This is a genomic window from Agrobacterium sp. FDAARGOS_525 (assembly GCF_003938925.1).
In the GTDB taxonomy this organism is placed as follows: Bacteria; Pseudomonadota; Alphaproteobacteria; order Rhizobiales; family Rhizobiaceae; genus Agrobacterium; species Agrobacterium pusense.
Window position 1 is genome coordinate 1,007,970 of record NZ_RKIU01000003.1, and the last position, 22,031, is coordinate 1,030,000.

23 protein-coding genes (1 of these 23 only partly in view) are annotated in these 22,031 nt (G+C 59.0%); 8 read left to right on the top strand and 15 right to left on the bottom strand.

Annotation, left to right across the window (positions count from 1 at the left end; all coding sequences use genetic code 11):
- Nucleotides 1-3: 3 nt before the first annotated feature.
- From EGT36_RS06045 to chvI, 4 genes are all read right to left on the bottom strand, one after another.
- Nucleotides 4-405 (bottom strand): PTS sugar transporter subunit IIA, encoded by a 402-nt coding sequence (locus EGT36_RS06045; RefSeq protein WP_003505374.1) that lies wholly within the window; start codon nucleotides 403-405, stop codon nucleotides 4-6.
- Between the two features lie 125 nt (nucleotides 406-530).
- Entirely contained in the window at nucleotides 531-995 is a 465-nt protein-coding gene (locus tag EGT36_RS06050; protein WP_037090025.1) for an HPr kinase/phosphorylase, read from the bottom strand.
- Nucleotides 985-2,775, bottom strand: coding sequence for a two-component system sensor histidine kinase ChvG (chvG, locus tag EGT36_RS06055; protein ID WP_004444315.1), 1,791 nt, complete (start codon nucleotides 2,773-2,775; stop codon nucleotides 985-987). The genes EGT36_RS06050 and chvG overlap by 11 nt, the downstream gene beginning before the upstream one ends.
- A 57-nt stretch (nucleotides 2,776-2,832) precedes the next feature.
- The gene (chvI, locus tag EGT36_RS06060; protein ID WP_006700117.1) at nucleotides 2,833-3,558 is read right to left on the bottom strand and encodes a two-component system response regulator ChvI; all 726 of its coding nucleotides are present in this window, start codon (nucleotides 3,556-3,558) and stop codon (nucleotides 2,833-2,835) included.
- A gap of 338 nt (nucleotides 3,559-3,896) precedes the next feature.
- Between chvI and EGT36_RS06065 the strand changes: the two genes are divergently transcribed.
- The 3 genes from EGT36_RS06065 (at nucleotide 3,897) to lysM (ending at nucleotide 6,605) form a co-directional block, all read left to right on the top strand.
- Nucleotides 3,897-5,507, top strand: coding sequence for a phosphoenolpyruvate carboxykinase (locus EGT36_RS06065; RefSeq protein ID WP_125270130.1), 1,611 nt, complete (start codon nucleotides 3,897-3,899; stop codon nucleotides 5,505-5,507).
- Between the two features lie 127 nt (nucleotides 5,508-5,634).
- Nucleotides 5,635-6,069, top strand: coding sequence for an alternative ribosome rescue aminoacyl-tRNA hydrolase ArfB (gene arfB, locus EGT36_RS06070; RefSeq protein WP_037090022.1), 435 nt, complete (start codon nucleotides 5,635-5,637; stop codon nucleotides 6,067-6,069).
- Nucleotides 6,070-6,155: 86 nt separating this feature from the next.
- Nucleotides 6,156-6,605 (top strand): peptidoglycan-binding protein LysM, encoded by a 450-nt coding sequence (gene lysM / locus EGT36_RS06075; RefSeq protein WP_125270131.1) that lies wholly within the window; start codon nucleotides 6,156-6,158, stop codon nucleotides 6,603-6,605.
- 48 nt (nucleotides 6,606-6,653) lie between these two features.
- On the opposite strand, the gene coaA is transcribed toward lysM, so the two are convergent.
- Genes coaA through hisB form a run of 7 tightly spaced genes read right to left on the bottom strand, consistent with a single transcriptional unit; the run spans nucleotide 6,654 to nucleotide 11,274 of the window.
- Nucleotides 6,654-7,655 (bottom strand): type I pantothenate kinase, encoded by a 1,002-nt coding sequence (gene coaA / locus EGT36_RS06080; protein ID WP_004444323.1) that lies wholly within the window; start codon nucleotides 7,653-7,655, stop codon nucleotides 6,654-6,656.
- A complete protein-coding gene (locus EGT36_RS06085; protein ID WP_037090019.1) occupies nucleotides 7,652-7,975 on the bottom strand; it encodes a phosphoribosyl-ATP diphosphatase in 324 nt (107 codons plus the stop codon). Before EGT36_RS06085 ends, coaA begins: the two co-directional genes overlap by 4 nt.
- Nucleotides 7,976-7,990: 15 nt before the next feature.
- Complete coding sequence (gene hisF / locus EGT36_RS06090) at nucleotides 7,991-8,767, bottom strand: imidazole glycerol phosphate synthase subunit HisF (protein ID WP_037090017.1); 777 nt, start codon at nucleotides 8,765-8,767, stop codon at nucleotides 7,991-7,993.
- Entirely contained in the window at nucleotides 8,764-9,507 is a 744-nt protein-coding gene (hisA, locus tag EGT36_RS06095) for a 1-(5-phosphoribosyl)-5-[(5-phosphoribosylamino)methylideneamino]imidazole-4-carboxamide isomerase (protein WP_037090015.1), read from the bottom strand. Before hisA ends, hisF begins: the two co-directional genes overlap by 4 nt.
- 1 nt (nucleotide 9,508) lies before the next feature.
- Nucleotides 9,509-10,159, bottom strand: coding sequence for an imidazole glycerol phosphate synthase subunit HisH (gene hisH / locus EGT36_RS06100; protein WP_004444331.1), 651 nt, complete (start codon nucleotides 10,157-10,159; stop codon nucleotides 9,509-9,511).
- 1 nt (nucleotide 10,160) lies between these two features.
- Nucleotides 10,161-10,655, bottom strand: a complete 495-nt coding sequence (locus tag EGT36_RS06105) for a DUF2628 domain-containing protein (RefSeq protein ID WP_037090013.1) — start codon at nucleotides 10,653-10,655, stop codon at nucleotides 10,161-10,163.
- 22 nt (nucleotides 10,656-10,677) lie between these two features.
- Nucleotides 10,678-11,274 carry an imidazoleglycerol-phosphate dehydratase HisB gene (gene hisB, locus EGT36_RS06110; protein WP_010970622.1) on the bottom strand — a complete coding sequence of 199 codons (597 nt, stop codon included), beginning with the start codon at nucleotides 11,272-11,274 and terminating at the stop codon, nucleotides 10,678-10,680.
- 201 nt (nucleotides 11,275-11,475) lie between these two features.
- Between hisB and hslV the strand changes: the two genes are divergently transcribed.
- The 4 genes from hslV (at nucleotide 11,476) to EGT36_RS06130 (ending at nucleotide 16,833) form a co-directional block, all read left to right on the top strand.
- The gene (gene hslV, locus EGT36_RS06115) at nucleotides 11,476-12,000 is read left to right on the top strand and encodes an ATP-dependent protease subunit HslV (protein WP_037090010.1); all 525 of its coding nucleotides are present in this window, start codon (nucleotides 11,476-11,478) and stop codon (nucleotides 11,998-12,000) included.
- 73 nt (nucleotides 12,001-12,073) lie between these two features.
- Nucleotides 12,074-13,381, top strand: coding sequence for an ATP-dependent protease ATPase subunit HslU (hslU, locus tag EGT36_RS06120; protein WP_004444342.1), 1,308 nt, complete (start codon nucleotides 12,074-12,076; stop codon nucleotides 13,379-13,381).
- A gap of 198 nt (nucleotides 13,382-13,579) precedes the next feature.
- Entirely contained in the window at nucleotides 13,580-14,545 is a 966-nt protein-coding gene (locus EGT36_RS06125) for a DUF1402 family protein (protein ID WP_022555329.1), read from the top strand.
- A gap of 119 nt (nucleotides 14,546-14,664) precedes the next feature.
- Nucleotides 14,665-16,833, top strand: a complete 2,169-nt coding sequence (locus EGT36_RS06130; protein ID WP_037090008.1) for a malate synthase G — start codon at nucleotides 14,665-14,667, stop codon at nucleotides 16,831-16,833.
- 76 nt (nucleotides 16,834-16,909) lie between these two features.
- On the opposite strand, the gene EGT36_RS06135 is transcribed toward EGT36_RS06130, so the two are convergent.
- Nucleotides 16,910-17,623, bottom strand: a complete 714-nt coding sequence (locus EGT36_RS06135) for a L,D-transpeptidase (protein ID WP_006700126.1) — start codon at nucleotides 17,621-17,623, stop codon at nucleotides 16,910-16,912.
- A 184-nt stretch (nucleotides 17,624-17,807) separates the two neighbouring features.
- Here EGT36_RS06135 and EGT36_RS06140 point away from each other — a divergent pair, with 184 nt between their 5' ends.
- Nucleotides 17,808-18,293, top strand: a complete 486-nt coding sequence (locus EGT36_RS06140) for an MmcB family DNA repair protein (protein ID WP_004444350.1) — start codon at nucleotides 17,808-17,810, stop codon at nucleotides 18,291-18,293.
- A gap of 4 nt (nucleotides 18,294-18,297) precedes the next feature.
- Here the strand turns inward: EGT36_RS06140 and EGT36_RS06145 are convergent, their stop codons facing one another.
- The 3 genes from EGT36_RS06145 to hrpB all read right to left on the bottom strand — a co-directional run.
- On the bottom strand, nucleotides 18,298-18,885 hold the full coding sequence (locus EGT36_RS06145) for an ActR/PrrA/RegA family redox response regulator transcription factor (protein ID WP_004444351.1): 588 nt from the start codon (nucleotides 18,883-18,885) through the stop codon (nucleotides 18,298-18,300).
- A gap of 69 nt (nucleotides 18,886-18,954) precedes the next feature.
- Entirely contained in the window at nucleotides 18,955-20,262 is a 1,308-nt protein-coding gene (actS, locus tag EGT36_RS06150; RefSeq protein ID WP_081093539.1) for a two-component system sensor histidine kinase ActS, read from the bottom strand.
- A gap of 26 nt (nucleotides 20,263-20,288) precedes the next feature.
- On the bottom strand, nucleotides 20,289-22,031 hold the 3' portion of the coding sequence (gene hrpB / locus EGT36_RS06155) for an ATP-dependent helicase HrpB (RefSeq protein ID WP_037090005.1). The gene runs 744 nt beyond the window's last position; only the last 1,743 of its 2,487 coding nucleotides appear in the window; its start codon lies off the right edge, out of view; the stop codon is at nucleotides 20,289-20,291.

Here is a 22,031-nt window from a genome sequence, read left to right on the forward strand (position 1 = left end):
TTCTTATTTGCCGCTTAAAACGCGGCTGGCGACGTTGATATATTTGCGGCCGGCATCGGATGCGTCCTGAAGGGCCTTGTCCATATTGTCTTCGCTGCGAACGCCGGCAAGTTTGATCAGCATCGGCAGGTTAACCCCGGCGATGACTTCGACATTGCCGTTATTCATGACCGAAATCGCAAGATTGGAAGGCGTGCCGCCAAACATGTCCGTCAGGATGATGACGCCATTGCCGTCATTGGCGCGCGCGACAGCGTCGATGATATCCTGCCGGCGCTGATCCATGTCGTCTTCGGGACCGATACAGACCGTCTCGATCAATTTCTGGGGACCGACGACATGCTCCAACGCATGACGAAACTCCTCAGCCAGCTTGCCATGGGTGACAAGCACTAGTCCGATCATGAAATGCTCCCTTGCACACGCACTCTCATTGCCGACTATCGCAACGCGGCAATCCTGTCCATCGGTGGGATTTCATCTTGATGAGGGAAATGCGAATCGCAAGCCTAAAATCGCCCGAATCATCGTCACTTCACATTCGTTTTGAAAAGATTCTGAGCAAGTGCAGCAAATTTTCCATAGGGCGTGAGACTTGAAAGCGGAATACGCAGAAGCGGAAGATGCCCGCCGCACGGCAGCGATAACATCTCGTCATCTTCGGGAAGTCTTGGATTTTCGGGTGAAACAACTGTCGTGACGGCGAAATGTAGTGGCGCGCGCGCAATGTTTTTAAGCGAAACAATGCCGCTGCCGCGTAATTCCAACAGGCCGGCGATGGCTTCCGGCCGTTCGGCGATGATGGTCTCGCCATCGCGATACACGAAAATCTGATCGTCCGCGATCAATGCGGCCGGCAATCCGCACCGTTCCGCCTCCGTCAGGAAGCTGAAGGCGAGTTCGCTTTTGCCGCTGCCCGACGGCCCCGTGAATAGGATGCCGGTGTTTTGAACAACGATCGCGGTTGCGTGCAGGTTGAAGCGTTCAGCGTTCATGGGTTTCAGCCGCCGGCAGCGACAGGGTGAAGCGCGCGCCTGATATCACGCCATATTTGTCGACGACGTTCTCTGCCCGCAGGCTGCCGCCATGGGCTTCCGCGATCTGGCGGCTGATGGAAAGGCCTAGACCGGAGTTCTGTCCGAAACCTTCGCTCGCCGGCCGGTCGGTGTAGAAACGCTCAAAAATCCGGTCGATATCTTCGGCCTGAATGCCGGGCCCGTTGTCCTCTACCTGCACGATGCAACGATCCTTGTGACGGGAGAGGCGTACCGTGATGCGGCCGCTTTCTTCGGCAACGAAGGAGCGCGCATTCTCGATGAGGTTGGTGACGATCTGGCCGATACGCAGATCGTGGCCATTCACCACGAAGGAGGTCTTTGCGCCCGCTTTCCGGTCGACAACATAGTCGATCGTCACGCTTTTCTTCTTGGTGCTTATCTGGCGGGATATATCCACCAGACCCTTCATCAGCACATCAAGATCGAGCGGCGCGGCGTCGGCGCGCGCCAGTTCGGCATCGAGCCGTGAGGCGTCCGAAATGTCGCTGATCAGGCGGTCGAGGCGGCGCACATCGTGGAAGATGATCTCGGTCAGGCGCTGTTTGGACTCTTCGGTCTTGGCGCGCGGCAGGGTTTCCACGGCGCTGCGCAGCGAGGTCAGCGGGTTCTTGAGCTCATGGCTGACATCGGCGGCGAAACTTTCGATCGCATCGATACGGTCGTAAAGCGCCGTCGTCATTTCACGCAGCGCAATAGAGAGGTTGCCGATCTCATCCTGGCGCGCCGAGAAATCCGGTATTTCCTCACGGGTTCTCGCCCCGCGGCGCACGCGGATCGCGGCCGCCGACAGCCGCCGCAGCGGCGTGGCGATGGTGGAGGAGAGGAGCAGCGACAGCACGATGTTGACCAGCGTCGCGATGCCGAAGACGCGCATGATGGCGAGGCGCTCGGCATGCACGATCTTGTCGATATCGCCCGCTTGTGTCGAAAGCAGCAGAACGCCGAGCACGGCCCGGAAGCGCTGTACCGGTACGGCCACGGAAACAATCAGCTCACCCTTTTCCGTGACACGCACGACCGCGCCGCGCACGCCGGTCAGCGCGTTCATCACTTCCGGATAGATAGAGCCATCGCCGCCGGGCGCTTCCTTGTATTGCGGCAGGCTGCTCGGCTGCAGCATGCGGTTGAACATGCTGGTGAACCAGTCGCCCCAGGTCTGCGTCTCGGGCGTTACTGGCGGCAGGTCGAAGCGCAGCACCTGACCGCGCGAATAAAGATGTCGGGAATCGAGCAGCAGATTGGCGTCGGCATCGAACAGCCGCGCGCGGGTGCGCGTCGGCGAAATCAGCCGCCGCAGCACTGGTGCCACCCGTTCGGGATTGATCGGGAAACTCAAATCCTCATCGTTCGGTGCGGGCGTGATGCTCTGGCCCGCCTGCAATTCGAGCAGCTTTTCCGGATTGATGGTGATCGAGTTGGTATCGACAGAGGCGGAAGCGGAAACCGCGCCGGCTATGATTTCGCCCTGCGTCAGCAGGCTTTCCACGCGCGCATCGATCAGCCCCTCGCGGAACTGGTTGAGATAGAGAATGCCGCCGACCAGAACCACCGTCGCGGCGACGTTGAAGAACAGGATGCGGCGCGTGAGGCTGGAAAACACCGCATTGCCGAAAATACGCCGGATGATCGTCAGCGGATGGATACGATGGCGGCGTTCGCTGCCGCGTTCTTCGGCATCGTCACTGTCCGAGACGGTTTCCGGCGTTTTTTTCAACACGTATTCAAGTCCTTACCACCCCATACCGGGCGGTCCCTTCTGCGTGAGTCGGCTCGTTCAAGCCGCTTCGCGGAAGCGATATCCTACGCCATAAAGCGTTTCAATCATATCGAAGTCGCCATCGACCAGTTTGAACTTCTTGCGAAGACGCTTGATGTGGCTGTCGATGGTGCGGTCGTCCACATAGACCTGCTCGTCATAGGCGGCATCCATCAGCGCGTCGCGGCTTTTCACGACACCTGGACGTTGTGCCAGCGAATGCAGGATGAGGAATTCGGTTACCGTCAGTGTTACCGGTTCGCCCTTCCAGGTGCAGGTGTGGCGTTCCTGATCCATGGCGAGCTGCCCGCGCTCCAGTGTGCGCGCCTGTTGGTCTGCCGTCGGCTTCAGAACGTTGCCGGTTGCGGCGGATGCTTCGCGGCTGCTGGCGCGGCGCAGGATGGCTTTGACGCGTTCCACCAGAAGGCGTTGCGAGAACGGCTTGGTGATGAAGTCGTCCGCGCCCATCTTCAGGCCGAACAATTCGTCGATCTCTTCATCCTTCGAGGTGAGGAAGATGACCGGCAGATCCGACTTCTGGCGAAGGCGCCGCAAAAGCTCCATGCCATCCATGCGGGGCATCTTAATATCGAAAATGGCGAGCTGCGGCGGACGGGCGATCAACCCGTCAAGCGCGGAAGCGCCGTCCGTATACGTTTCGACCCGGTAGCCTTCGGCTTCGAGCGCGATCGATACCGAAGTGAGAATATTCCGGTCATCGTCGACAAGCGCGATCGTCTGCATGTAGTTGGTCTCCATCGTCATTTTCTCGTAACTCCCGACATTCACCCAGCCAGGTTGTGCGCCGCGAGCCACTCTCTTGAGTATAAAGGTGGAACAAATTGTGGCAAAGGAAAACTCACCCCAAAATCGCAAGGGTAGGACGAGGAGATTTCGTAGAGACGCCGCAGCTGAATTTTAATGCGTCTTCAACCGATTTAAAAAGAAATAAAATCTTTTAAATCGATTAATATATTGAAATTACTAAGTTTTTCAAACTTCGGCTCTTGCGTTTCCAAGAGGTGCCACGTATTTTCCGTGAAAATTTCAACGGCCTTATCGTCATTAACAAGGAACGCGTCATGACCGAGATTGGGGTTCATAATCCTGCCAACGGAGTTGCAGAACTCGGATTGGGCAAGGCTTCCCGCGTCTTTTATAACCTCAATGAGAGCGAACTATACGAAGAGGCAATCCGCAACGGCGAGGCCGAGCTGACCATCGACGGTGCGCTGCGCGCCGTCACCGGCCAGCACACGGGTCGTTCTCCGAAGGACAAATTCGTCGTGCGCGACGCGTCCACCGAGAACACCATCTGGTGGGACGACAACAAGCCGCTGTCGCCGGAAAACTTCGAGTTGTTGCGCCAGGACATGTTGGCCCATGCCACCGGAAAGACGCTCTATGTTCAGGACCTGATCGGCGGCGCCGATGAGGAAAATGCGTTGCCGACACGCGTCGTCACCGAGCTCGCCTGGCATTCGCTGTTCATCCGCAATCTGCTGATCCGTCCGAAGCAGGAAAAACTGGCGGGCTTCAAGCAGAAGCTCACCATCATCAACCTGCCGAGCTTCAAGGCAGATCCGGCCCGTCATGGTGTCCGTTCGGAAACAGTCATCGCCTGCGATCTGACCAACGGCCTCGTTCTCATCGGCGGCACGTCCTATGCCGGTGAAAACAAGAAATCGGTCTTCACGGTGCTGAACTACCTGCTGCCGGCCAAGGGTGTCATGCCCATGCATTGCTCGGCCAATGTCGGTCCGCAGGGTGATTCCGCCGTTTTCTTCGGCCTCTCCGGCACCGGCAAGACCACGCTGTCGGCTGATCCGTCGCGCACGCTGATCGGCGATGACGAACATGGCTGGGGCGAACACGGCATCTTCAATTTCGAAGGCGGCTGCTATGCCAAGGCGATCAAGCTTTCGGCGGAAGCCGAGCCGGAAATCTACGCCGCGACCCGCCGTTTCGGCACGGTTCTCGAGAACGTCGTGCTGGACGAAAACCGCGTTCCTGATTTCAACGACAACTCGCTGACGGAAAATACCCGCAGCGCCTATCCGCTGCACTTCATTCCGAATGCATCGGAGACGGGCATTGCCGGTCATCCGAAGACGATCATCATGCTGACGGCCGACGCCTTCGGCGTGCTGCCGCCGATTGCCCGGCTGACACCGGAGCAGGCCATGTACCACTTCCTCTCCGGTTACACCGCCAAGGTCGCCGGTACGGAAAAGGGCGTGACCGAGCCGGAAGCGACATTCTCTACCTGCTTTGGCGCCCCCTTCATGCCGCGCCATCCAGCCGAATATGGCAACCTGCTGCGTGAGCTGATCGGCAAGCACGGTGTGGATTGCTGGCTGGTCAATACCGGCTGGACCGGCGGCGCTTACGGCATCGGCAAGCGTATGCCCATCAAGGCCACCCGCGCGCTTCTGACCGCCGCTCTCACTGGGGATCTGAAGAACGCACAGTTCCGCACCGATGCGAATTTCGGCTTCGCCGTCCCGCAGTCGCTTGAAGGTGTTGACAGCGCGATCCTCGATCCGCGTTCCACCTGGGCCGATGGCGCAGCTTATGACGCGCAAGCCAAGAAGCTGGTGTCGATGTTCGTCACGAACTTCACCAAGTTCGAAGACCACGTCGACAGCAAGGTTCGTGACGCAGCGCCGGGCCTTTTGCTCGCGGCAGAATGAATAAGCCTCGTTTATGAGGAGGAGGGGAACCCGGCCCAAGTGCCGGGTTTCTTTTTGCCGGGTTCTTTCGTTTTGTCCTTGTTTTCATTTTTCACGATCTGTGGCATCACCGGCGCGGAGAGAAAACATGGCCAGCGACCCGCTTCACATCAATAACCGCATCACTATTGCCGGCTGGGAGCTGACGGAGCAATTCGTGCTGGCCGGCGGGCCGGGCGGCCAGAACGTCAACAAGGTTTCGACAGCGGTTCAGCTATTTTTCGACATTGCAAATTCACCCTCCCTTCCGGAAAGGGTGAAGGTCAATGCGTTGCGGCTCGGTGGCAGGCGCGTATCAAAAGAAGGCGTGCTGATGATCGAAGCGAGCCGGTTTCGCAGCCAGGAGCGCAATCGTGAGGATGCGCGCGAGCGCCTGAAGGAACTGATCCTCGAAGCCGCCGCCCCCCCGCCGCCGGTGCGCAAGGCTACCAAACCCACCAAGGGCTCCGTCGAGCGCCGCCTCAAGGCGAAGTCCGGTCGCTCCGATATCAAGAAGATGCGCGGCAAACCTTCGGGCGAATAAGCGACGATCAGACGACGAATCTTTCGCCCTTGTCATAGAGCTTCAAATATCGTCTGGTAAGCCTCCCTACAACCAAGGAGGGTGCTATGGGTCTGTTCAATTTCATCAAGGAAGCGGGAAAGAAGCTTGGTATCGGCGGCGACGACGCGCCGGATGTCGAAGCGGTCAAGAAGGAACTCGCTTCCCACGATCTCGGCACCGACAAGGTTCAGGTCGAGGTAGTGGACGACAAGGTTGTCCTGAAGGGCGAAGTGGCCGATCAGTCGATTTTCGAAAAGGCGGTCATCGCGGTCGGCAACACGCTCGGCATTTCCAAGGTCGAGGCCGGCGAGTTTAAAGTGGCCGAAGCGCCGGCGAAAGAACCGGTCTTCTATACGGTCAAAAAGGGTGACAATCTCTGGAAGATTGCGGAGGCGCAATATGGCAAGGCCAATGGCGCGAAGAACAACATCATCTTCGAAGCCAACAAGCCGATGCTGACGCACCCCGACAAGATTTATCCCGGCCAGGTTCTGCGCATTCCAGACCTTGCCTGATAACGCCTTGTAATCGCTGCGACGGAGATGCCGCCTTCGCGGCATCTTTCACAATTTGCGAAGCGCGACCGTGTCGATCAGATGGTTTTTGCCCTTGCGTAAAATAAGGTCGGCGCGCGGGCGGGTCGGCACGATGTTCTGCCGCAGGTTCTTCAGGTTGATGTTCTGCCAGAGGCCTTCAGCAATGCTGAGCGCCGCTTCTTCGCTGATCGAGGCATAACGGTTGAAGAATGAATTGGGATCGCGGAAGGCGGTTTTTCTCAGATTCATGAACCGGTTCACATACCAGTTGTGAATAAGGCCTTCGTCAGCGTCGATATAGATCGAGAAATCGAAGAAGTCGGAAACGATCGGCACGATCCTCCCGCCTGCCGGCAGGTCGCGCGATTGCAGCACGTTGATGCCTTCGAAGATGAGAATATCCGGCTGGTCGATGACAGTGAACTCGTTCGGCAGAACGTCATAGGTCAGGTGCGAATAACGCGGCGCCTTGACATTGGGCTGGCCCGCCTTGATGGCCGACAGGAAACGCAGGAGCGCGCCGATATCGTAGCTCTCCGGGAAGCCTTTGCGCTCCATCAGATTCTCGCGCCGCAATACCTCGTTCGGATAGAGAAATCCGTCAGTGGTGATGAGGTCGACCTTGGGACTAGAAGGCCAGCGCGCCAGAAGCTCTTTCAGAATACGTGCCGTCGTGGATTTGCCAACGGCAACGGAGCCGGCGATGCCGATGACGAAGGGCGTCTTGTTGACGTCAGCCATGTTGAGGAAGCGGTTGCGCTGCTCAAACAGCAGCTGCGATGCTTCCACATGGGAAGACAGCAGGCGCGACAGAGACAGGTAGATGCGCCGCACCTCATCCAGATCGATCGGATCATCCAGCGAACGCAGCCGCTTGACCTCGTCGGCAGAAAGCGTCAATGGCGTATCGGCACGAAACTTCGACCATTCTTCCGAACTGAAGAAGTGGTAGGGCGAATATTCATCCGGTCGGAAATGATCGAGTGTGCTCGGCATGCCTCTCTCCCCGCTGCCTGCCTCGATCTTCATGATGTCGGCCTCGCTGCCTTTTCCGCAAGACCGGTTTGCCCGGTCCTGCGCTCCAGCTCGGCGAAAACCTCATTCAGCGGGATGTCGGCGATCTTCAAAACCACCAGCAGATGGTAAAGCAGGTCCGCCGCTTCGTTCTTCAGCCCGTCGCGGTCTTTTGCGATGGCCGCAATGACGGCTTCCACGGCTTCTTCGCCGAGTTTCTTCGCCGCACGCTCCTGGCCAGCCGCAACCAGCTTGGCCGTCCAGGATTCGTCAGGAGAGGCAGCGGCGCGGCTTGCGACGATGCGCTCCAGATCGGAAAGGGAAAATGCGCTCATGGGGGAATCCTGCAATCAGTCGAGACGCATGGCGATGCCATGCTCGGCCATGTAGTTCTTGGCTTCACCGATCGAATAAGTGCCGAAGTGGAAGATCGAAGCGGCAAGCACCGCAGTCGCATGGCCATCACGAACGCCTGCCACCAGATCCTCCAGCGTGCCGACGCCCCCCGAAGCGATGACGGGGACTCGAACCTGATCGGCAATGCTGCGCGTCAGGCCGATATCGTAACCGCTCTTTGTGCCGTCGCGATCCATCGAGGTGACAAGCAATTCGCCGGCGCCGCGTTCGACCATCTTGATGGCGAATTCCACGGCGTCAATCCCGGTCGGCTGGCGTCCGCCATGGGTGAATATTTCCCAGCGGCCTTCTTCCCCATCCTTCGAAACCCGCTTGGCGTCGATGGAAACGACGATGCACTGGTTGCCGAACTTGTCGGCCGCCTGCGCCACGAAGTCGGGATCCTTGACCGCTGCGGAATTGATCGAGACCTTGTCGGCCCCGCACAGAAGCAGCTTGCGGATGTCGGCGACGGCGCGAACCCCGCCACCGACGGTCAGTGGCATGAAGCAATGATCGGCCGTGCGCGAAACCACATCGAATATCGTGTCGCGATTATCCGAAGAGGCGGTGATGTCGAGGAAGCAGAGTTCGTCCGCTCCCGCCGCATCGTAGGCTTTCGCTGCCTCGACCGGATCGCCGGCGTCGATCAGGTCGACGAAGTTCACGCCCTTGACGACACGGCCGTCTTTCACATCCAGGCAGGGAATAACGCGGGCTTTTAGGGTCATACGCGTACCTCCCTTGCGGCCTTGATGAGGGCGAGCGCCTCGGCCGGATCGATACGGCCGTCATAAAGCGCGCGGCCGGAAATCGCGCCTTCGAGCTTTACCGCATCCGGCTGCAACATGCGCTTGATGTCGTCGATGGAGGCGAGACCACCGGACGCGATGACCGGGATGGAGACGGCGTCGGCCAGTTCCAGCGTCGAGGCCCAATTTATACCGGCCAGAATGCCGTCACGATCGATATCGGTGTAGATCATGGCCGCGACGCCGGCACCTTCGAAACGTTTGGCAAGCTCGATCACGCCGAGTTCGGAGGCTTCCGCCCAGCCTTCCACCGCAACCTTGCCGCCCTTGGCATCGATACCGACGGCGACCTGGCCGGGAAAACGCTTGCAGGCTTCAATGACCAGAACCGGATCGCGCACCGCCACGGTGCCGAGAATGACGCGAGCAAGCCCACGGCTCAGCCAGGCCTCGATATGATCGAGCGTGCGGATGCCGCCGCCCAGCTGCACCGGGTTTTTCGTCGCCTTCAGAATGGCATCAACCGCCGCGCCATTGACCGTCTGGCCGGCGAACGCACCGTTGAGATCAACGACATGCAGCCATTCAAAGCCTTGATCCTCGAAAGCTTTCGCCTGTGCGCCGGGGTCGGTATTATAGACGGTGGCCTGGTCCATATCGCCGAGTTTCAGGCGAACGCACTGGCCGTCTTTAAGGTCGATTGCGGGAAAAAGAATCATGTCAGGGCTTCCAGCGCAGGAAATTGGAAATCAGGGCAAGGCCGAGCGTCTGGCTTTTTTCCGGGTGGAACTGCGCGCCGGCCATATTGTCGCGACCGACGAAAGCCGTCATCGCGCCACCGTAATTTGTGGTGGCGATGACATCCGTCGAGTGCTTGGCCGCCAGATGATAGGAATGCACGAAATAGGCGTGCAAGCCATCCGCGCCGGTCTTGATGCCGTCGAACAGGGGGTGGGCGTGGCGGATTTCCAGCGTGTTCCAGCCGATCTGCGGAATCTTCAGGTTCTTATCGGCAGGCGTCATTTCCACGACGTCACCCTCGATCCAGCCGAGCCCGGTGCTAACAGTCTTTTCCAGCCCGCGGGATGACATGAGCTGCATTCCGACGCAGATGCCGAGGAAGGGATGCGCCTTTTTCTCGACGGCTTCAAGGAGCGCCTCATGCATTCCGGGAACGGCATCCAGACCGGCGCGGCAGTCGGCATAAGCACCGACACCAGGCAGCACGATGCGGTCCGCCGAGGCGACGTGATCCGGCTTGTCGGTCAAATCGATGGTTGCGTTGATGCCGGCTTCACGCGCGGCACGCTCGAAAGCTTTGGTGGCCGAACGCAGGTTGCCCGAGCCGTAGTCGATGATCGCGACACGCATGTCAGCGCCTTCCATTCAAGTCGAAAAGAAACGATCCGGCGGGATCGTTGACGAAGTTTTTGCCGCCGCTCTTTTGCGGCGAAGGGGTCCAGACCGGGTGCGACAGCTGTTCTTCCGCGTCAGCGTTTTCGGAGAGACCGGAGAAATATATGTCTTCGGCGCTCGAAAGATCAGGGGCGGAAACGACTGACTTCAGCGTCCAACCTTTGCGGATCAGGTGCCGGACGAGAAAATTGCGTCCCTCCAGCGCTGTTATGAGCCCAATCGTGAAACCAACAAGAATTCCGGCAGGTTCGAATCCGGCTAACATCGAGACTTGTCCGGCCGCAACGAGTGCGATGACAACGATAGCCGTCGCCAGCCACAGCCGGTTGATCGCAAGCCATAACCATGGCGCAAAGAGAGCCAGCCAGACGAAACGATCGGCAATGAATCGGGTCGTCTTGTGGTCCCTGTCCGGCCCGTTGGGGGCTTCCAGAACGAGATAGCTTGTCATGGGCTTCCTGACAGCTTTGGCGTCAGGCCAGCATACCCTTTGTTGAGGGAACGCGGCCTGCCTGCCGGGGGTCGATCTCGGTTGCCGTGCGAAGAACGCGGGCAACGGCCTTGAAGCATGTCTCGGCGATATGATGGTTGTTGGCGCCGTAATGGTTCAGTATATGCAGCGTGATGCCGGCATTCTGGGCGAGCGCCTGAAAGAACTCGCGCACCAGCTCCGTGTCGAAAGTACCGATCTTCGGCGCGGAAAAATTGACGTTCCAGACCAGGAACGGCCGGCCGGAAATGTCGACGGCAGCCTTAGTCATGGTCTCGTCCATGGCAAGGTCGAGCGAGGCGTAGCGGGTGATGCCGCGCCGGTCGCCCAGCGCCTTCGCGATCGCCTGGCCAATGGCGATACCGGTATCTTCCACGGTGTGATGATCATCGATGTGAAGGTCGCCCTGAACCTCGATATCCATATCGATCAACGAATGGCGGCTGAGCTGGTCCAGCATATGGTCGAAAAATCCCACGCCGGTGGAGATTTTCGATTTGCCGGTGCCGTCGATATCCACGCGGACCGAAACCGAGGTTTCGTTGGTCTTGCGGATGATCTCGCCTTTACGTTCTGCCATTTTGGCCGCTCCGTGAAAATGTTGCCGTTCCTTATCAGCACGGGACAGAAATATCCAGTTGTTCCATCGTCTTGGCTGACCTGCGGAAAACCGGGTGTGATCCCGATGATTGCAATCGCAAAAACCAGACTTACATAGAACCCGGAAAGGGCCGCAACCCGGCCCGTTAACTCCAGGCCCGGCAGGGCAGACAGGTGTTTGATGACAACAATCATTACAGTCAGAAAGGGCGGCAAGGTCGTCATGGCTGGCGACGGGCAGGTAAGCCTCGGCCAGACCGTCATGAAGGGTAACGCCCGTAAGGTTCGCCGCATCGGCAAGGGTGAAGTTATTGCCGGCTTCGCAGGCACGACGGCCGATGCTTTCACTTTGCTTGACCGCCTCGAGAAGAAGCTCGAGCAATATCCCGGTCAGCTGATGCGCGCCGCCGTGGAACTTGCGAAGGACTGGCGCACGGACAAATATCTGCGCAATCTCGAAGCGATGATGCTGGTCGCCGATAAATCCACCACGCTTGCCATTACCGGCAATGGCGATGTGCTGGAGCCCGAGCACGGCGCAATCGCCATCGGTTCCGGCGGCAATTATGCTTTCGCTGCCGCCCGCGCCATGATGGATACCGACAAGTCGGCCGAAGACGTGGCCCGGCAGGCGCTCGATATCGCCGCCGATATCTGCGTTTATACCAATCACAATCTCGTCGTGGAAACGCTCGACGCCGAGTAAGCGTATTTCTCACCAATGGGTCCTGTGGGCCGGGCCGAATGGCCGGCCGGAACAGGAAAGCCGAGAGGACAGAATGACCACTTTTTCTCCCCGGGAAATCGTCTCGGAACTCGACCGCCACATCATCGGTCAGCACGATGCTAAACGGGCGGTCGCGATTGCGCTGCGCAATCGCTGGCGTCGCCAGCAGCTCGATGAGAGCCTGCGCGACGAAGTCATGCCGAAAAATATTCTCATGATCGGGCCGACCGGTGTCGGCAAGACGGAAATCTCGCGCCGCCTCGCCAAGTTGGCCGGCGCGCCTTTCATCAAGGTTGAAGCCACCAAGTTCACCGAAGTCGGTTATGTCGGCCGCGATGTCGAGCAGATCATTCGTGACCTTGTCGAGATTGGTATCGGCCTCGTGCGCGAAAAGAAGCGCGCCGAAGTGCAGGCCAAGGCGCATCAGAGCGCCGAAGAGCGCGTGCTCGACGCGTTGGTCGGCTCAACCGCGTCACCGGGCACGCGCGAGAGCTTCCGCAAGAAGCTGCGCGATGGTGAATTGGACGACAAGGAAATCGACATCGAGGTGGCCGATAGCGGATCGGGCATGCCCGGTTTCGAAATCCCGGGCATGCCGGGCGCCAATATTGGCGTGCTCAACTTGTCGGAAATGTTCGGCAAAGCCATGGGCGGACGCACCAAGAAGGTGCGCACGACGGTGTCGAAATCCTATGCCGACCTTATCCGCGACGAATCCGACAAGCTGCTGGACAATGAGATGATCCAGCGCGAAGCGGTCAAGTCGGTGGAAAATGACGGCATCGTCTTCCTTGACGAGATCGACAAGATTGCCGCCCGCGATGGCGGCATGGGCGCCGGCGTCTCGCGCGAAGGCGTGCAGCGCGACCTGCTGCCGCTCGTCGAAGGGACGACGGTTTCGACCAAATATGGGCCGGTCAAGACCGACCATATCCTGTTCATCGCATCGGGCGCCTTCCATGTGGCGAAGCCGTCGGATCTCCTGCCTGAGCTTCAGGGCCGCCTGCCGATCCGCGTTGAGCTGAAGCCACTGACCAGGGAAGATTTCCGCCGTATCCTGACGGAGACGGAAGCAAGCCTCATCCGCCAGTACAAGGCGCTGATGGCGACGGAAGAACTGGATCTCGACTTCACCGACGACGCCATCGATGCTCTGGCTGATGTGGCCGTTCATCTCAACTCGTCGGTCGAAAATATCGGTGCCCGCCGTCTGCAGACGGTAATGGAGCGTGTTTTGGACGAAATTTCCTTCAACGCGCCGGATCGTGGCGGTTCCGCCGTCAAGATCGACCAGGAATATGTCCGTAAACATGTCGGCGACCTCGCCGCCGATACGGACCTCTCGCGCTATATTCTCTGAAGACTTCAGGGATCGAGGAAAGAAGAGTGCGGCCATATTTGCCGCACTCTTTTATTTTATCTGCCTCATCTCGCATTCAGCCCGCATTTTGTTTATGGGAAGGGCTGCATTCCGATTGGAACCGTTTTAGTGGAATGATCAGGTTTTCCAGCACCTTTCGCTGGCAGAAGCCGCAGGCTTGAGAAAAGGCATTCGCTCGTGCGCAAAACTCTTCTGGCATTTGCCGCTGCTTTGACGTTCACCGTCACCGCGTCTTCTTATGTGGAGGCCGCAACGGTCGTGCCGCCGGGCAATCGCAATGCCGAGCAACCGGGCGTTCCCGGTGCTTCCGCCAAAAGAACCAAGGCGTCCAACACGTCTTTTGAGCGCAAATACCAGAAGGTCATCGATCTTTTGTCTTCTGACAAGGCGCTGATCGCCAAGATCAAGTCGACGGCCGGGCGTTACGGGATTGATCCGATCCATATGATCGGCGCGATCGTTGGCGAACACACTTATAATGTCGATGCCTATGACCGGCTGCAGTCTTATTACGTCAAGGCAGCTTCTTACGCGGGTAGCAGCTTCCGTTTCGGCTATAAGGATGAAACGATTGCGCAGTTTCTGACGCATTCGCAATTTTCCAAATGCCAGTCGAAGAAGGATTCCTACAGTCTCTGGAACTGCCGGGAAGATGTATGGGATGACAGTTTCCGCGGCAAGACCGTCGATGGCGTGACCTATCCGAACAATCGTTTCAGTGCTGTGTTCTTCCAGCCCTTTTATGCCGGCCAGACCTTCGGCCTCGGCCAGATAAATCCGCTGACGGCGCTGATGCTGTCCGACATGGTGGCGAGAACGTCGGGTTATGAGAAGCTGGACGAGAACGATGCCACCGCGGTCTACACCGCCATCATGGACCCCGACCGCTCGCTGGCTTTCATGGCGGCCTCTATCCGCAAATCGATCGATGATTACCGGTCGATTGCCGATATGGACATTTCGAAGAATCCGGGCGTGACCTCCACGCTTTATAATGTCGGTGGGTCGCAACAGCGCGCTGCCATTCTGGCCCAAAAGAACCGCCAGCGCGCCGCAGGCGGGGAACAGCCACTGTTGCCGGAGGAAAATTATTACGGCTGGCTGGTGAATGACCGCATCAAGGATCTCCAGGCGCTTTTGTAGAAAACGGCGACTATCGGCTGCATTGTTTCCAAAAAGGAAATAATATTTGGCTGGCTGCCGCAATTGACGAGCGCCCGCCTCCGCGTCCAATCTGTGTTTCCAGAATAGAGGAGGCGCATGTGAGCCGCACGAATAAATTCGGCCTTTCCATCGATGACAGGCTTTATGCCTTTTTGACTGAAGATGTCCTGCCGGGCACGGGTCTAAACAGCGAGGCGTTCTTCGAAGGCTTTTCGGCCATTGTCCACGAGCTTTCTCCGAAGAACCGTGAACTGCTCGCCAAGCGCGATGCGCTGCAGGAAAAAATCGACGGCTGGTACCGAGAGAACGGTGCCCCCTCGGATTTCGATGTATATGAGGCATTCCTGAGGGAAATCGGATACCTTTTGCCGGAAGGTCCTGATTTCAAGGTGGAAACCAGCAACGTCGATCCGGAAATTGCTGCCGTCGCCGGTCCGCAGCTCGTTGTTCCCGTCATGAATGCCCGTTATGCGTTGAACGCCGCCAATGCCCGTTGGGGTTCGCTTTACGATGCACTCTATGGCACGGATGCCATTTCTGATGCCGATGGTGCCGAAAAGGGCAGGGCCTATAACCCGAAGCGCGGTGAAAAGGTCATCGCCTGGGCGCGCAACTTCCTCGATGAAACCGCTCCGCTTTTGAGCGGCAGCTGGTCTGATGTCACCGGTTTCGAGATCGTCGATGGGCTGCTGCAGCTTGTTGCCAGCAATGGCGGGACCGGTCTCAAGGACGAAACGCAATTCAAGGGTTTCACCGGGGAAGCGGCAAAGCCCGCGACGATCCTGCTCGGCAAGAACGGTCTGCATACCGAAATCGTGATCGATCCCTCGACCGAAATCGGCAAGGGCGACAGGGCGGGCATCTCTGATGTCATTCTTGAATCCGCCCTGACGACCATCATGGATTGCGAAGATTCGGTTGCCGCAGTCGATGCCGAGGACAAGGTTCTGGTTTACGGTAACTGGCTCGGCCTGATGCGTGGAGACCTGGCGGAAGAGGTCTCCAAGGGCGGCCACACTTTCACACGCCGCCTCAACCCGGATCGCTATTATACAGCGCCCAATGGCTCCGCGCTGACGCTGCCGGGCCGGTCGCTGATGCTGGTGCGCAATGTCGGTCATCTCATGACCAATCCGGCAATCCTTGATCGGGATGGGCGTGAAGTACCCGAGGGCATCATGGATGCCGTCGTCACGGCGCTCATTGCACTCTATGACGTCGGCCCTTCCGGGCGACGCCAGAATTCTGGGGCCGGCTCCATGTATGTGGTGAAGCCGAAGATGCATGGGCCGGAAGAAGTGGCCTTCGCCAACGAGATTTTCACGCGGGTCGAAGAGCTTGTCGGCATGCAGCCAAACACCATGAAGATGGGCATCATGGATGAGGAGCGCCGCACCACTGTTAACCTCAAGGAAAGCATTCGCGCAGCGAAGGATCGTGTGGTCTTCATCAATACAGGCTTCCTCGACCGTACCGGCGACGAAATCCATACCTCCATGGAAGCGGGTCCGATGATCCGCAAGGGCGACATGAAGCAGGCCGCCTGGATCGCCGCTTATGAAAACTGGAACGTCGATATCGGGCTAGAATGCGGTCTTTCCGGCCATGCGCAGATCGGCAAAGGCATGTGGGCCATGCCCGACCTGATGGCGGCGATGCTGGAGCAGAAGATTGCGCATCCGAAGGCCGGCGCCAACACCGCATGGGTGCCGTCGCCGACCGCTGCGACGCTGCATGCCACGCATTATCACAAGGTCGATGTCGCCGCTGTTCAGGAAGAGCTGAAAAGCCGCGGCCGTGCGAAGCTTTCCGACATTCTGTCAGTGCCGGTTGCGCCGCGTCCCAACTGGACGCCGGAAGAAATCCAGCGTGAACTCGACAACAATGCGCAGGGCATTCTCGGCTATGTCGTGCGCTGGGTTGATCAGGGTGTCGGCTGCTCCAAGGTACCAGACATCAACAATGTCGGTCTGATGGAGGATCGCGCGACGCTTCGCATTTCAGCGCAGCACATGGCGAACTGGCTGCGCCATGGGGTCGTGACAGAGGCGCAGATCGTCGAGACCTTGAAGCGCATGGCGGCTGTGGTCGACGCGCAGAATGCAGGCGATCCGGCCTATCTGCCGATGGCGTCCGACTTTGAAGGATCGGTAGCCTTTCAGGCTGCTGTCGAACTGGTGTTGAAGGGCCGGGAGCAACCTAACGGCTACACTGAACCGGTCCTGCACCGCCGCCGCCTCGAGCTGAAGGCAAAGCAGTCGGCGTAATCTCCGCCCTTTTCACCAATAAAAAAGCCGCCGGGACGTTTCCCGGCGGCTTTTTCTTGATCTGCTGTTGCGGCCCTTACTGGATCACGACGACCTTGGTGCTGCGGCCTGGGCGGACGCGGCTGTAAAGATCGATCACATCCTGGTTGATCATGCGGATGCAGCCGGAAGAAGCAGCGGTGCCGATCGAGGCCCATTCGGGCGAACCGTGGATACGGAACAGCGTATCCTGTCCCTTTTCGTTAAAGAGATACATGGCGCGCGCGCCGAGCGGGTTGGAAAGGCCGGGGCCCATGCCGGCCTCGACATATTTCGCCACTTCCGGCTTGCGGTCTGCCATTTCCTTTGGCGGATGCCACATCGGCCATTCCTGCTTCCAGGCCACATAGGCTTCACCGGCCCAGGCGAAACCAGCCTTGCCGACGCCGATGCCGTAACGCACGGCGCGGTTGCCGGAGAGGATATAATAAAGGAAACGATCGCGCGTATTGACGATGATCGTGCCGGGACGCTCGTTGGTCTGGAACTCGACGATCTGGCGACGGTACTTCTCATTCACACGGTTGATCGGAATGGCCGGCAGCGCATAGCCCGCATCGGTCACCGGACCATAAACATCATTGAAGATCTGCACCGTCTCGACTTTCGCCGGAACGGGATCAGCAACCGGTACGGAGGCTGCGATCTTGCCTGATGTTGGAGTGGCGGATTGGGAGGTAGTTTCGGCGCAGCCGGCCAGTGCCAGTGCTGCCGTCAGACCGAGTATGGTCAATGGGGTACGGATGCGCATGTCGTTCTCGCGGAAAATTCGCCAAATTGTGCGAAGGAGTAGGCTTAATAGGATAAATCGGTTATTTTCCATTCAGCCGCTCTTGGCAAGCCGTTGTGCAGCCGCGAAACGGCACCGCATTTAAAATTGCCGGTTGATTGCCTTTTTTGCAACAATAGGCCAAACGCTTCAGCAGCCTTTATCCATGACTATTCTTTCCGTTACCAACAATAATCCGTTAATCGACGGCCGCCAGTCGGACAAGGCGATGCTGGTGCGCCGCGGCGTGCAGGTGCTGTTGCACGAAATGCGCCACTCGGTCTTGCCGGAACTGCCGCTTGCAAGCGGGCGACGGGCAGATCTCATCAGCCTGTCGGTCAAGGGTGAAATCTGGATCATCGAGATCAAATCCTCGATCGAGGATTTCCGCGTCGATCGCAAATGGCCGGAATACCGCCTGCATTGCGATCGATTGTTTTTTGCCACCCATCCGGAAGTTCCGACCGATATATTCCCGGAGGAATGCGGGTTGATACTGTCGGATGGGTATGGCGCTCACATGCTTCGCGACGCGCCGGAACATAAATTGCCGCCGGCGACCCGCAAATCTGTCATGCTGGATTTTTCCAGAACCGCTGCGACCCGGCTTATGCTGGCGGAATGGACCACCGGGCGCAGCTTTGGCGAATAGGCGCTTATTTGGGCGCGCGCTTCGCGAGAATACGCTGCAGCGTCCTTCGGTGCATGTTCAGTCGCCGCGCCGTTTCCGAGACGTTGCGCTCGCACATTTCATAAACGCGCTGAATGTGCTCCCACCGAACCCGGTCGGCTGACATCGGGTTTTCGGGCACTTCCGTCTTTTCACCCTTGCGCTGCGTCAGGGCGTTGAACACGTCGTCGGCATCGGCAGGCTTGGCCAGATAGTCCAGCGCCCCCAGTTTTACGGCGGTAACAGCGGTGGCGATATTGCCGTAGCCGGTCAGAACGACGATCTGCGTGTCGTCGCGGTTCTGCCTGATGGCTTCGATCACTTCCAGCCCGTTGCCATCCGCAAGCCGCAGATCGACAACCGCATATTTCGGCGGCGCAGCCTTGGAACGCGCGATGCCTTCGCTCACGGTCTCGGCAGTGTCGACAATAAAGCCACGTGTCTCCATGGCCCGGGCAAGCCGCCGCAGGAAAGGGCCATCGTCATCAACGATCAGCAGAGATTTGTCAGGTCCGATAGGATCGATATCGTCCGCCGGCGCGCTTGTGGATGAGGTCTGGTCTTCTGTCTTCATGTCTCCGGCCTTCCGGCAACGTCATCGGCTTTTCTTGTTCTTATTGCCGCTTCAGCGTGAATGGTAAAGTCAACGGCTTCTTTTATCCTCCATGAGCGCCCGAGGCCAGACGATTGTGACCCGCGCGCCGGTTCCGGTTGTGCCGCGATTTTCGAACGCGACGGTGGCGCCGGAGCGCTCCAGCAAGGTCTTGGCGATAAAGAGCCCGAGCCCGAGCCCACCTGCGCGTGTGTCATTGTGACGTTCGGTCACATAGGGCTCGCCGATACGGGCAAGCACGTCATGGGCATAACCTGGCCCATCGTCTTCAATGATGACTGCAACGTTCTGATGATCGTAATCCACCGTTACGGTGACTTTTTCGCGCGCATAATCCACGCCATTTTCAATGAGGTTGCCAAGGCCGTAGATGATGCCGGCATTGCGGATTCCGACCGGCTCGTCGGCGCGATTGTTCTTTTCAACCAGTTCCAGACGAATGCCGAATTCGCGATGCGGCGCCATTACCTCCTCGATCAGCGATGAAAGCGGCAGGCGGCGCATGTGCTCCTCATTGTCGGCGGACAGGGAGGTGAGACGACGCAGAATGTCGCGGCATCTTTCGCTCTGGCTGCGCAGCAGCGCTATGTCCTCGCCATATTTCTCATCATCCCCAAGTTCCCGCTCCATCTCCTTGGCGACGACGCTGATCGTCGCAAGGGGCGTACCCAGCTCGTGCGCTGCGGCGGCCGCCAGGCCGTCGAGCTGTGAAAGATGTTTTTCCCGTTCCAGCACCAGTTCGGTCGCAGCCAGCGCATCCGCGAGCTGATTGGCTTCGTGGGAAACGCGATAGGCATAAAAAGCTGCGAAAGACGTGGTGGCAATGATCGCCACCCAGGTGCCGACATGCAGCAGAAGCTGGATCGGCAAGACCTCACCGGGATACCAGGGAACCGGAAAGGGCGAAAAGGCGATCGCCGTCGAGCAGATGACGGCAAAGCCGAGGAGAATGAGGGAATGCCGCAACGGTTGGGAGGCAAAGGCAATGATGACCTGCACGCAGATCAGGGGCGCGAAAGGATTGGAAAGTCCGCCTGTGATATAGATCAGCGCCGTCAATTGCAAAAGGTCAAAGGCCAGCAGCAATGTCGCTTCCCACGGCTCCAGCCGGTAGGTGGAGGGAAAACGGGCGGTGAGAAAAAGGTTGGCGAGCGCCAGCGCCGCGATCAAAAGGCCGCAGGCCAAAAGTGGCAGCGGAAAATTCAGCCCGAAGGCGACAAGCAGGATCGTCGCCGTCTGTCCCGCAACCGCCAGCCAGCGAAGCCACACAATGGTCTGCAACCTTATCCTGCGGCTGGCGCGGCCAAGCCTTGTGGTTTCGATCGGATGGCCAGCCACCTTCGTCTCCTTTACCCTTGTCATCATCACGTTCCGCGCGGTTTCGCACGGCTGGTCGGCAGGGCATCGGCGGGATCCTCCGGCCACGGATGACGCGGATAGCGACCACGCATATCTGCCCGCACGTCCTTCCACGATCCCGCCCAGAAGCCGGGAAGATCACGCGTCGTCTGTATCGGCCTGTGCGCCGGCGACGTCAATTCCAGGAGCAGCGGCAACCGCCCCTGCGCAATGGCCGGGTGCGCCTTCAGCCCGAAAAGCTCCTGCACGCGAATGGAAAGCGTCGGCTCGCTGGCGTCATAGCGGATGGGGTGCCGCTGGCCCGTCGGCGCTTCGAAATGGGTCGGCGCCAGCCTGCCGAGATCTCGGGCGACCTCATGTGGCACCAGGGACAGAATCCCTTCGGAAAGACTGCCGGGCCGGATGTCCTGAAGGCTCCGGACGCCATGCTGAAAAGGGATGAACCATTCGTCCAGCCGCGAAAGCAACGCCTGGTCGCTGACATCCGGCCAGGGCTCTCCGATGCTGGCATTCAGAAATCCGATCCGATCGCGCAATTGCGCGGTCTCTTTCGAAAAAGGAAGTATGCCGATGCCGAAATCCCGAACGCCGTTGGCGAGCGCTTGCGCTGCCTGCTCACCGTCGGGACGGGGCAGGGGCGTTTCGTCCAGAATGATGGCGCCCAGACGCACTACCCGACGCGCCCGCGCCTGTCCGCTCGCCTTGTCGAACAGCAGCTGATCCTGCTGAACGATAAGATGTGGCATACGCTCTTCTATATCGGCCCTGTCGATGCCGGCCGCCGCAAGGATGCGCGGCTGCGCGGCCCGACCCGTAATGTCAGCGACAACAAGCATTCGGCTCGCCGCCAGCCGCTCCGTTTCAGCCAGTTCAGCCCCGCGGCCATTCGCCATGACATACCGGCCGCGCGCGCCGCGCTGAAGCGCGATCCTGTCCGGATATGCGTGCAGCAGAAGCGGTCCTGCCTCGCTCGGCAGGTCGTTTGCCGCCGGCATATCACCGACTGTGTCGAGAAGGCGGAAAGCCAGCTTGCGCGCCGCCTGCGCCCTTTCACCTCTATCGGCAAGAAAGCGCCGCAGTCTGTCATCGAGATCGATATCATTTCCGCCCAGGCCCTGTTCCGTCAGCATGACCGCAAGCATCGCCGCCTTTTTTCCCGAGCCTTCGCCTGCGGCTGCAATCACCATCGCTGCGAGCCTCGGCGGCAGGGAGAGGCCTCGCATCAGCCGGCCCTGCGACGTCAGTGCGCCGCTTTCATCAAGGGCGCCAAGATTTTTCAGGAGTGCGACCGATTCTTTGAGGGCAGCCTCAGGTGGCGCGTCCAGAAAGGCGAGAGACGAGGGGTCATGAACACCCCAATGGGCAAGATCGAGCGCAAGGCCGGCAAGATCGCTCGCCAAAATTTGCGGCGGCGTAAATGCACTGAGTGCTGCCGTCTGCCCCTGATGCCAGAGGCGAATGGCAACACCGGGCTCGGTTCGGCCGGCGCGACCGGCGCGCTGATCGGCCGAGGCGCGTGATGCCCGCACGGTCTCAAGCCTGGTGATGCCGGTCGCCGGTTCGAAAACCGGCAACCGCTGCAGACCGCTGTCGACCACGACCCTCACACCATCGATGGTTATCGAGGTCTCCGCTATCGATGTTGCAAGGACAATCTTCCGTCGCCCGGAGGCTGCCGGCTTGATCGCGGCGTCCTGCTCCTTCTGAGAAAGATTGCCGTAAAGTGGGATGATATCCGTATCGTCGGG

Coding starts and splice junctions, on each gene's coding strand:
- coaA (WP_004444323.1), bottom strand. CDS start 7,655: ATGAAGATCGAGGCAGGCAGCGGGGAGAGAGGCATGCCGAGCACACTC.
- hslV (WP_037090010.1), top strand. CDS start 11,476: ATGACAACAATCATTACAGTCAGAAAGGGCGGCAAGGTCGTCATGGCT.
- EGT36_RS06065 (WP_125270130.1), top strand. CDS start 3,897: ATGACCGAGATTGGGGTTCATAATCCTGCCAACGGAGTTGCAGAACTC.
- EGT36_RS06105 (WP_037090013.1), bottom strand. CDS start 10,655: ATGACAAGCTATCTCGTTCTGGAAGCCCCCAACGGGCCGGACAGGGAC.
- lysM (WP_125270131.1), top strand. CDS start 6,156: ATGGGTCTGTTCAATTTCATCAAGGAAGCGGGAAAGAAGCTTGGTATC.
- EGT36_RS06135 (WP_006700126.1), bottom strand. CDS start 17,623: ATGCGCATCCGTACCCCATTGACCATACTCGGTCTGACGGCAGCACTG.
- chvI (WP_006700117.1), bottom strand. CDS start 3,558: ATGCAGACGATCGCGCTTGTCGACGATGACCGGAATATTCTCACTTCG.
- arfB (WP_037090022.1), top strand. CDS start 5,635: ATGGCCAGCGACCCGCTTCACATCAATAACCGCATCACTATTGCCGGC.
- hslU (WP_004444342.1), top strand. CDS start 12,074: ATGACCACTTTTTCTCCCCGGGAAATCGTCTCGGAACTCGACCGCCAC.
- EGT36_RS06045 (WP_003505374.1), bottom strand. CDS start 405: ATGATCGGACTAGTGCTTGTCACCCATGGCAAGCTGGCTGAGGAGTTT.
- EGT36_RS06085 (WP_037090019.1), bottom strand. CDS start 7,975: ATGAGCGCATTTTCCCTTTCCGATCTGGAGCGCATCGTCGCAAGCCGC.
- EGT36_RS06140 (WP_004444350.1), top strand. CDS start 17,808: ATGACTATTCTTTCCGTTACCAACAATAATCCGTTAATCGACGGCCGC.
- hisA (WP_037090015.1), bottom strand. CDS start 9,507: ATGATTCTTTTTCCCGCAATCGACCTTAAAGACGGCCAGTGCGTTCGC.
- EGT36_RS06050 (WP_037090025.1), bottom strand. CDS start 995: ATGAACGCTGAACGCTTCAACCTGCACGCAACCGCGATCGTTGTTCAA.
- hisB (WP_010970622.1), bottom strand. CDS start 11,274: ATGGCAGAACGTAAAGGCGAGATCATCCGCAAGACCAACGAAACCTCG.
- hisF (WP_037090017.1), bottom strand. CDS start 8,767: ATGACCCTAAAAGCCCGCGTTATTCCCTGCCTGGATGTGAAAGACGGC.
- hisH (WP_004444331.1), bottom strand. CDS start 10,159: ATGCGTGTCGCGATCATCGACTACGGCTCGGGCAACCTGCGTTCGGCC.
- EGT36_RS06145 (WP_004444351.1), bottom strand. CDS start 18,885: ATGAAGACAGAAGACCAGACCTCATCCACAAGCGCGCCGGCGGACGAT.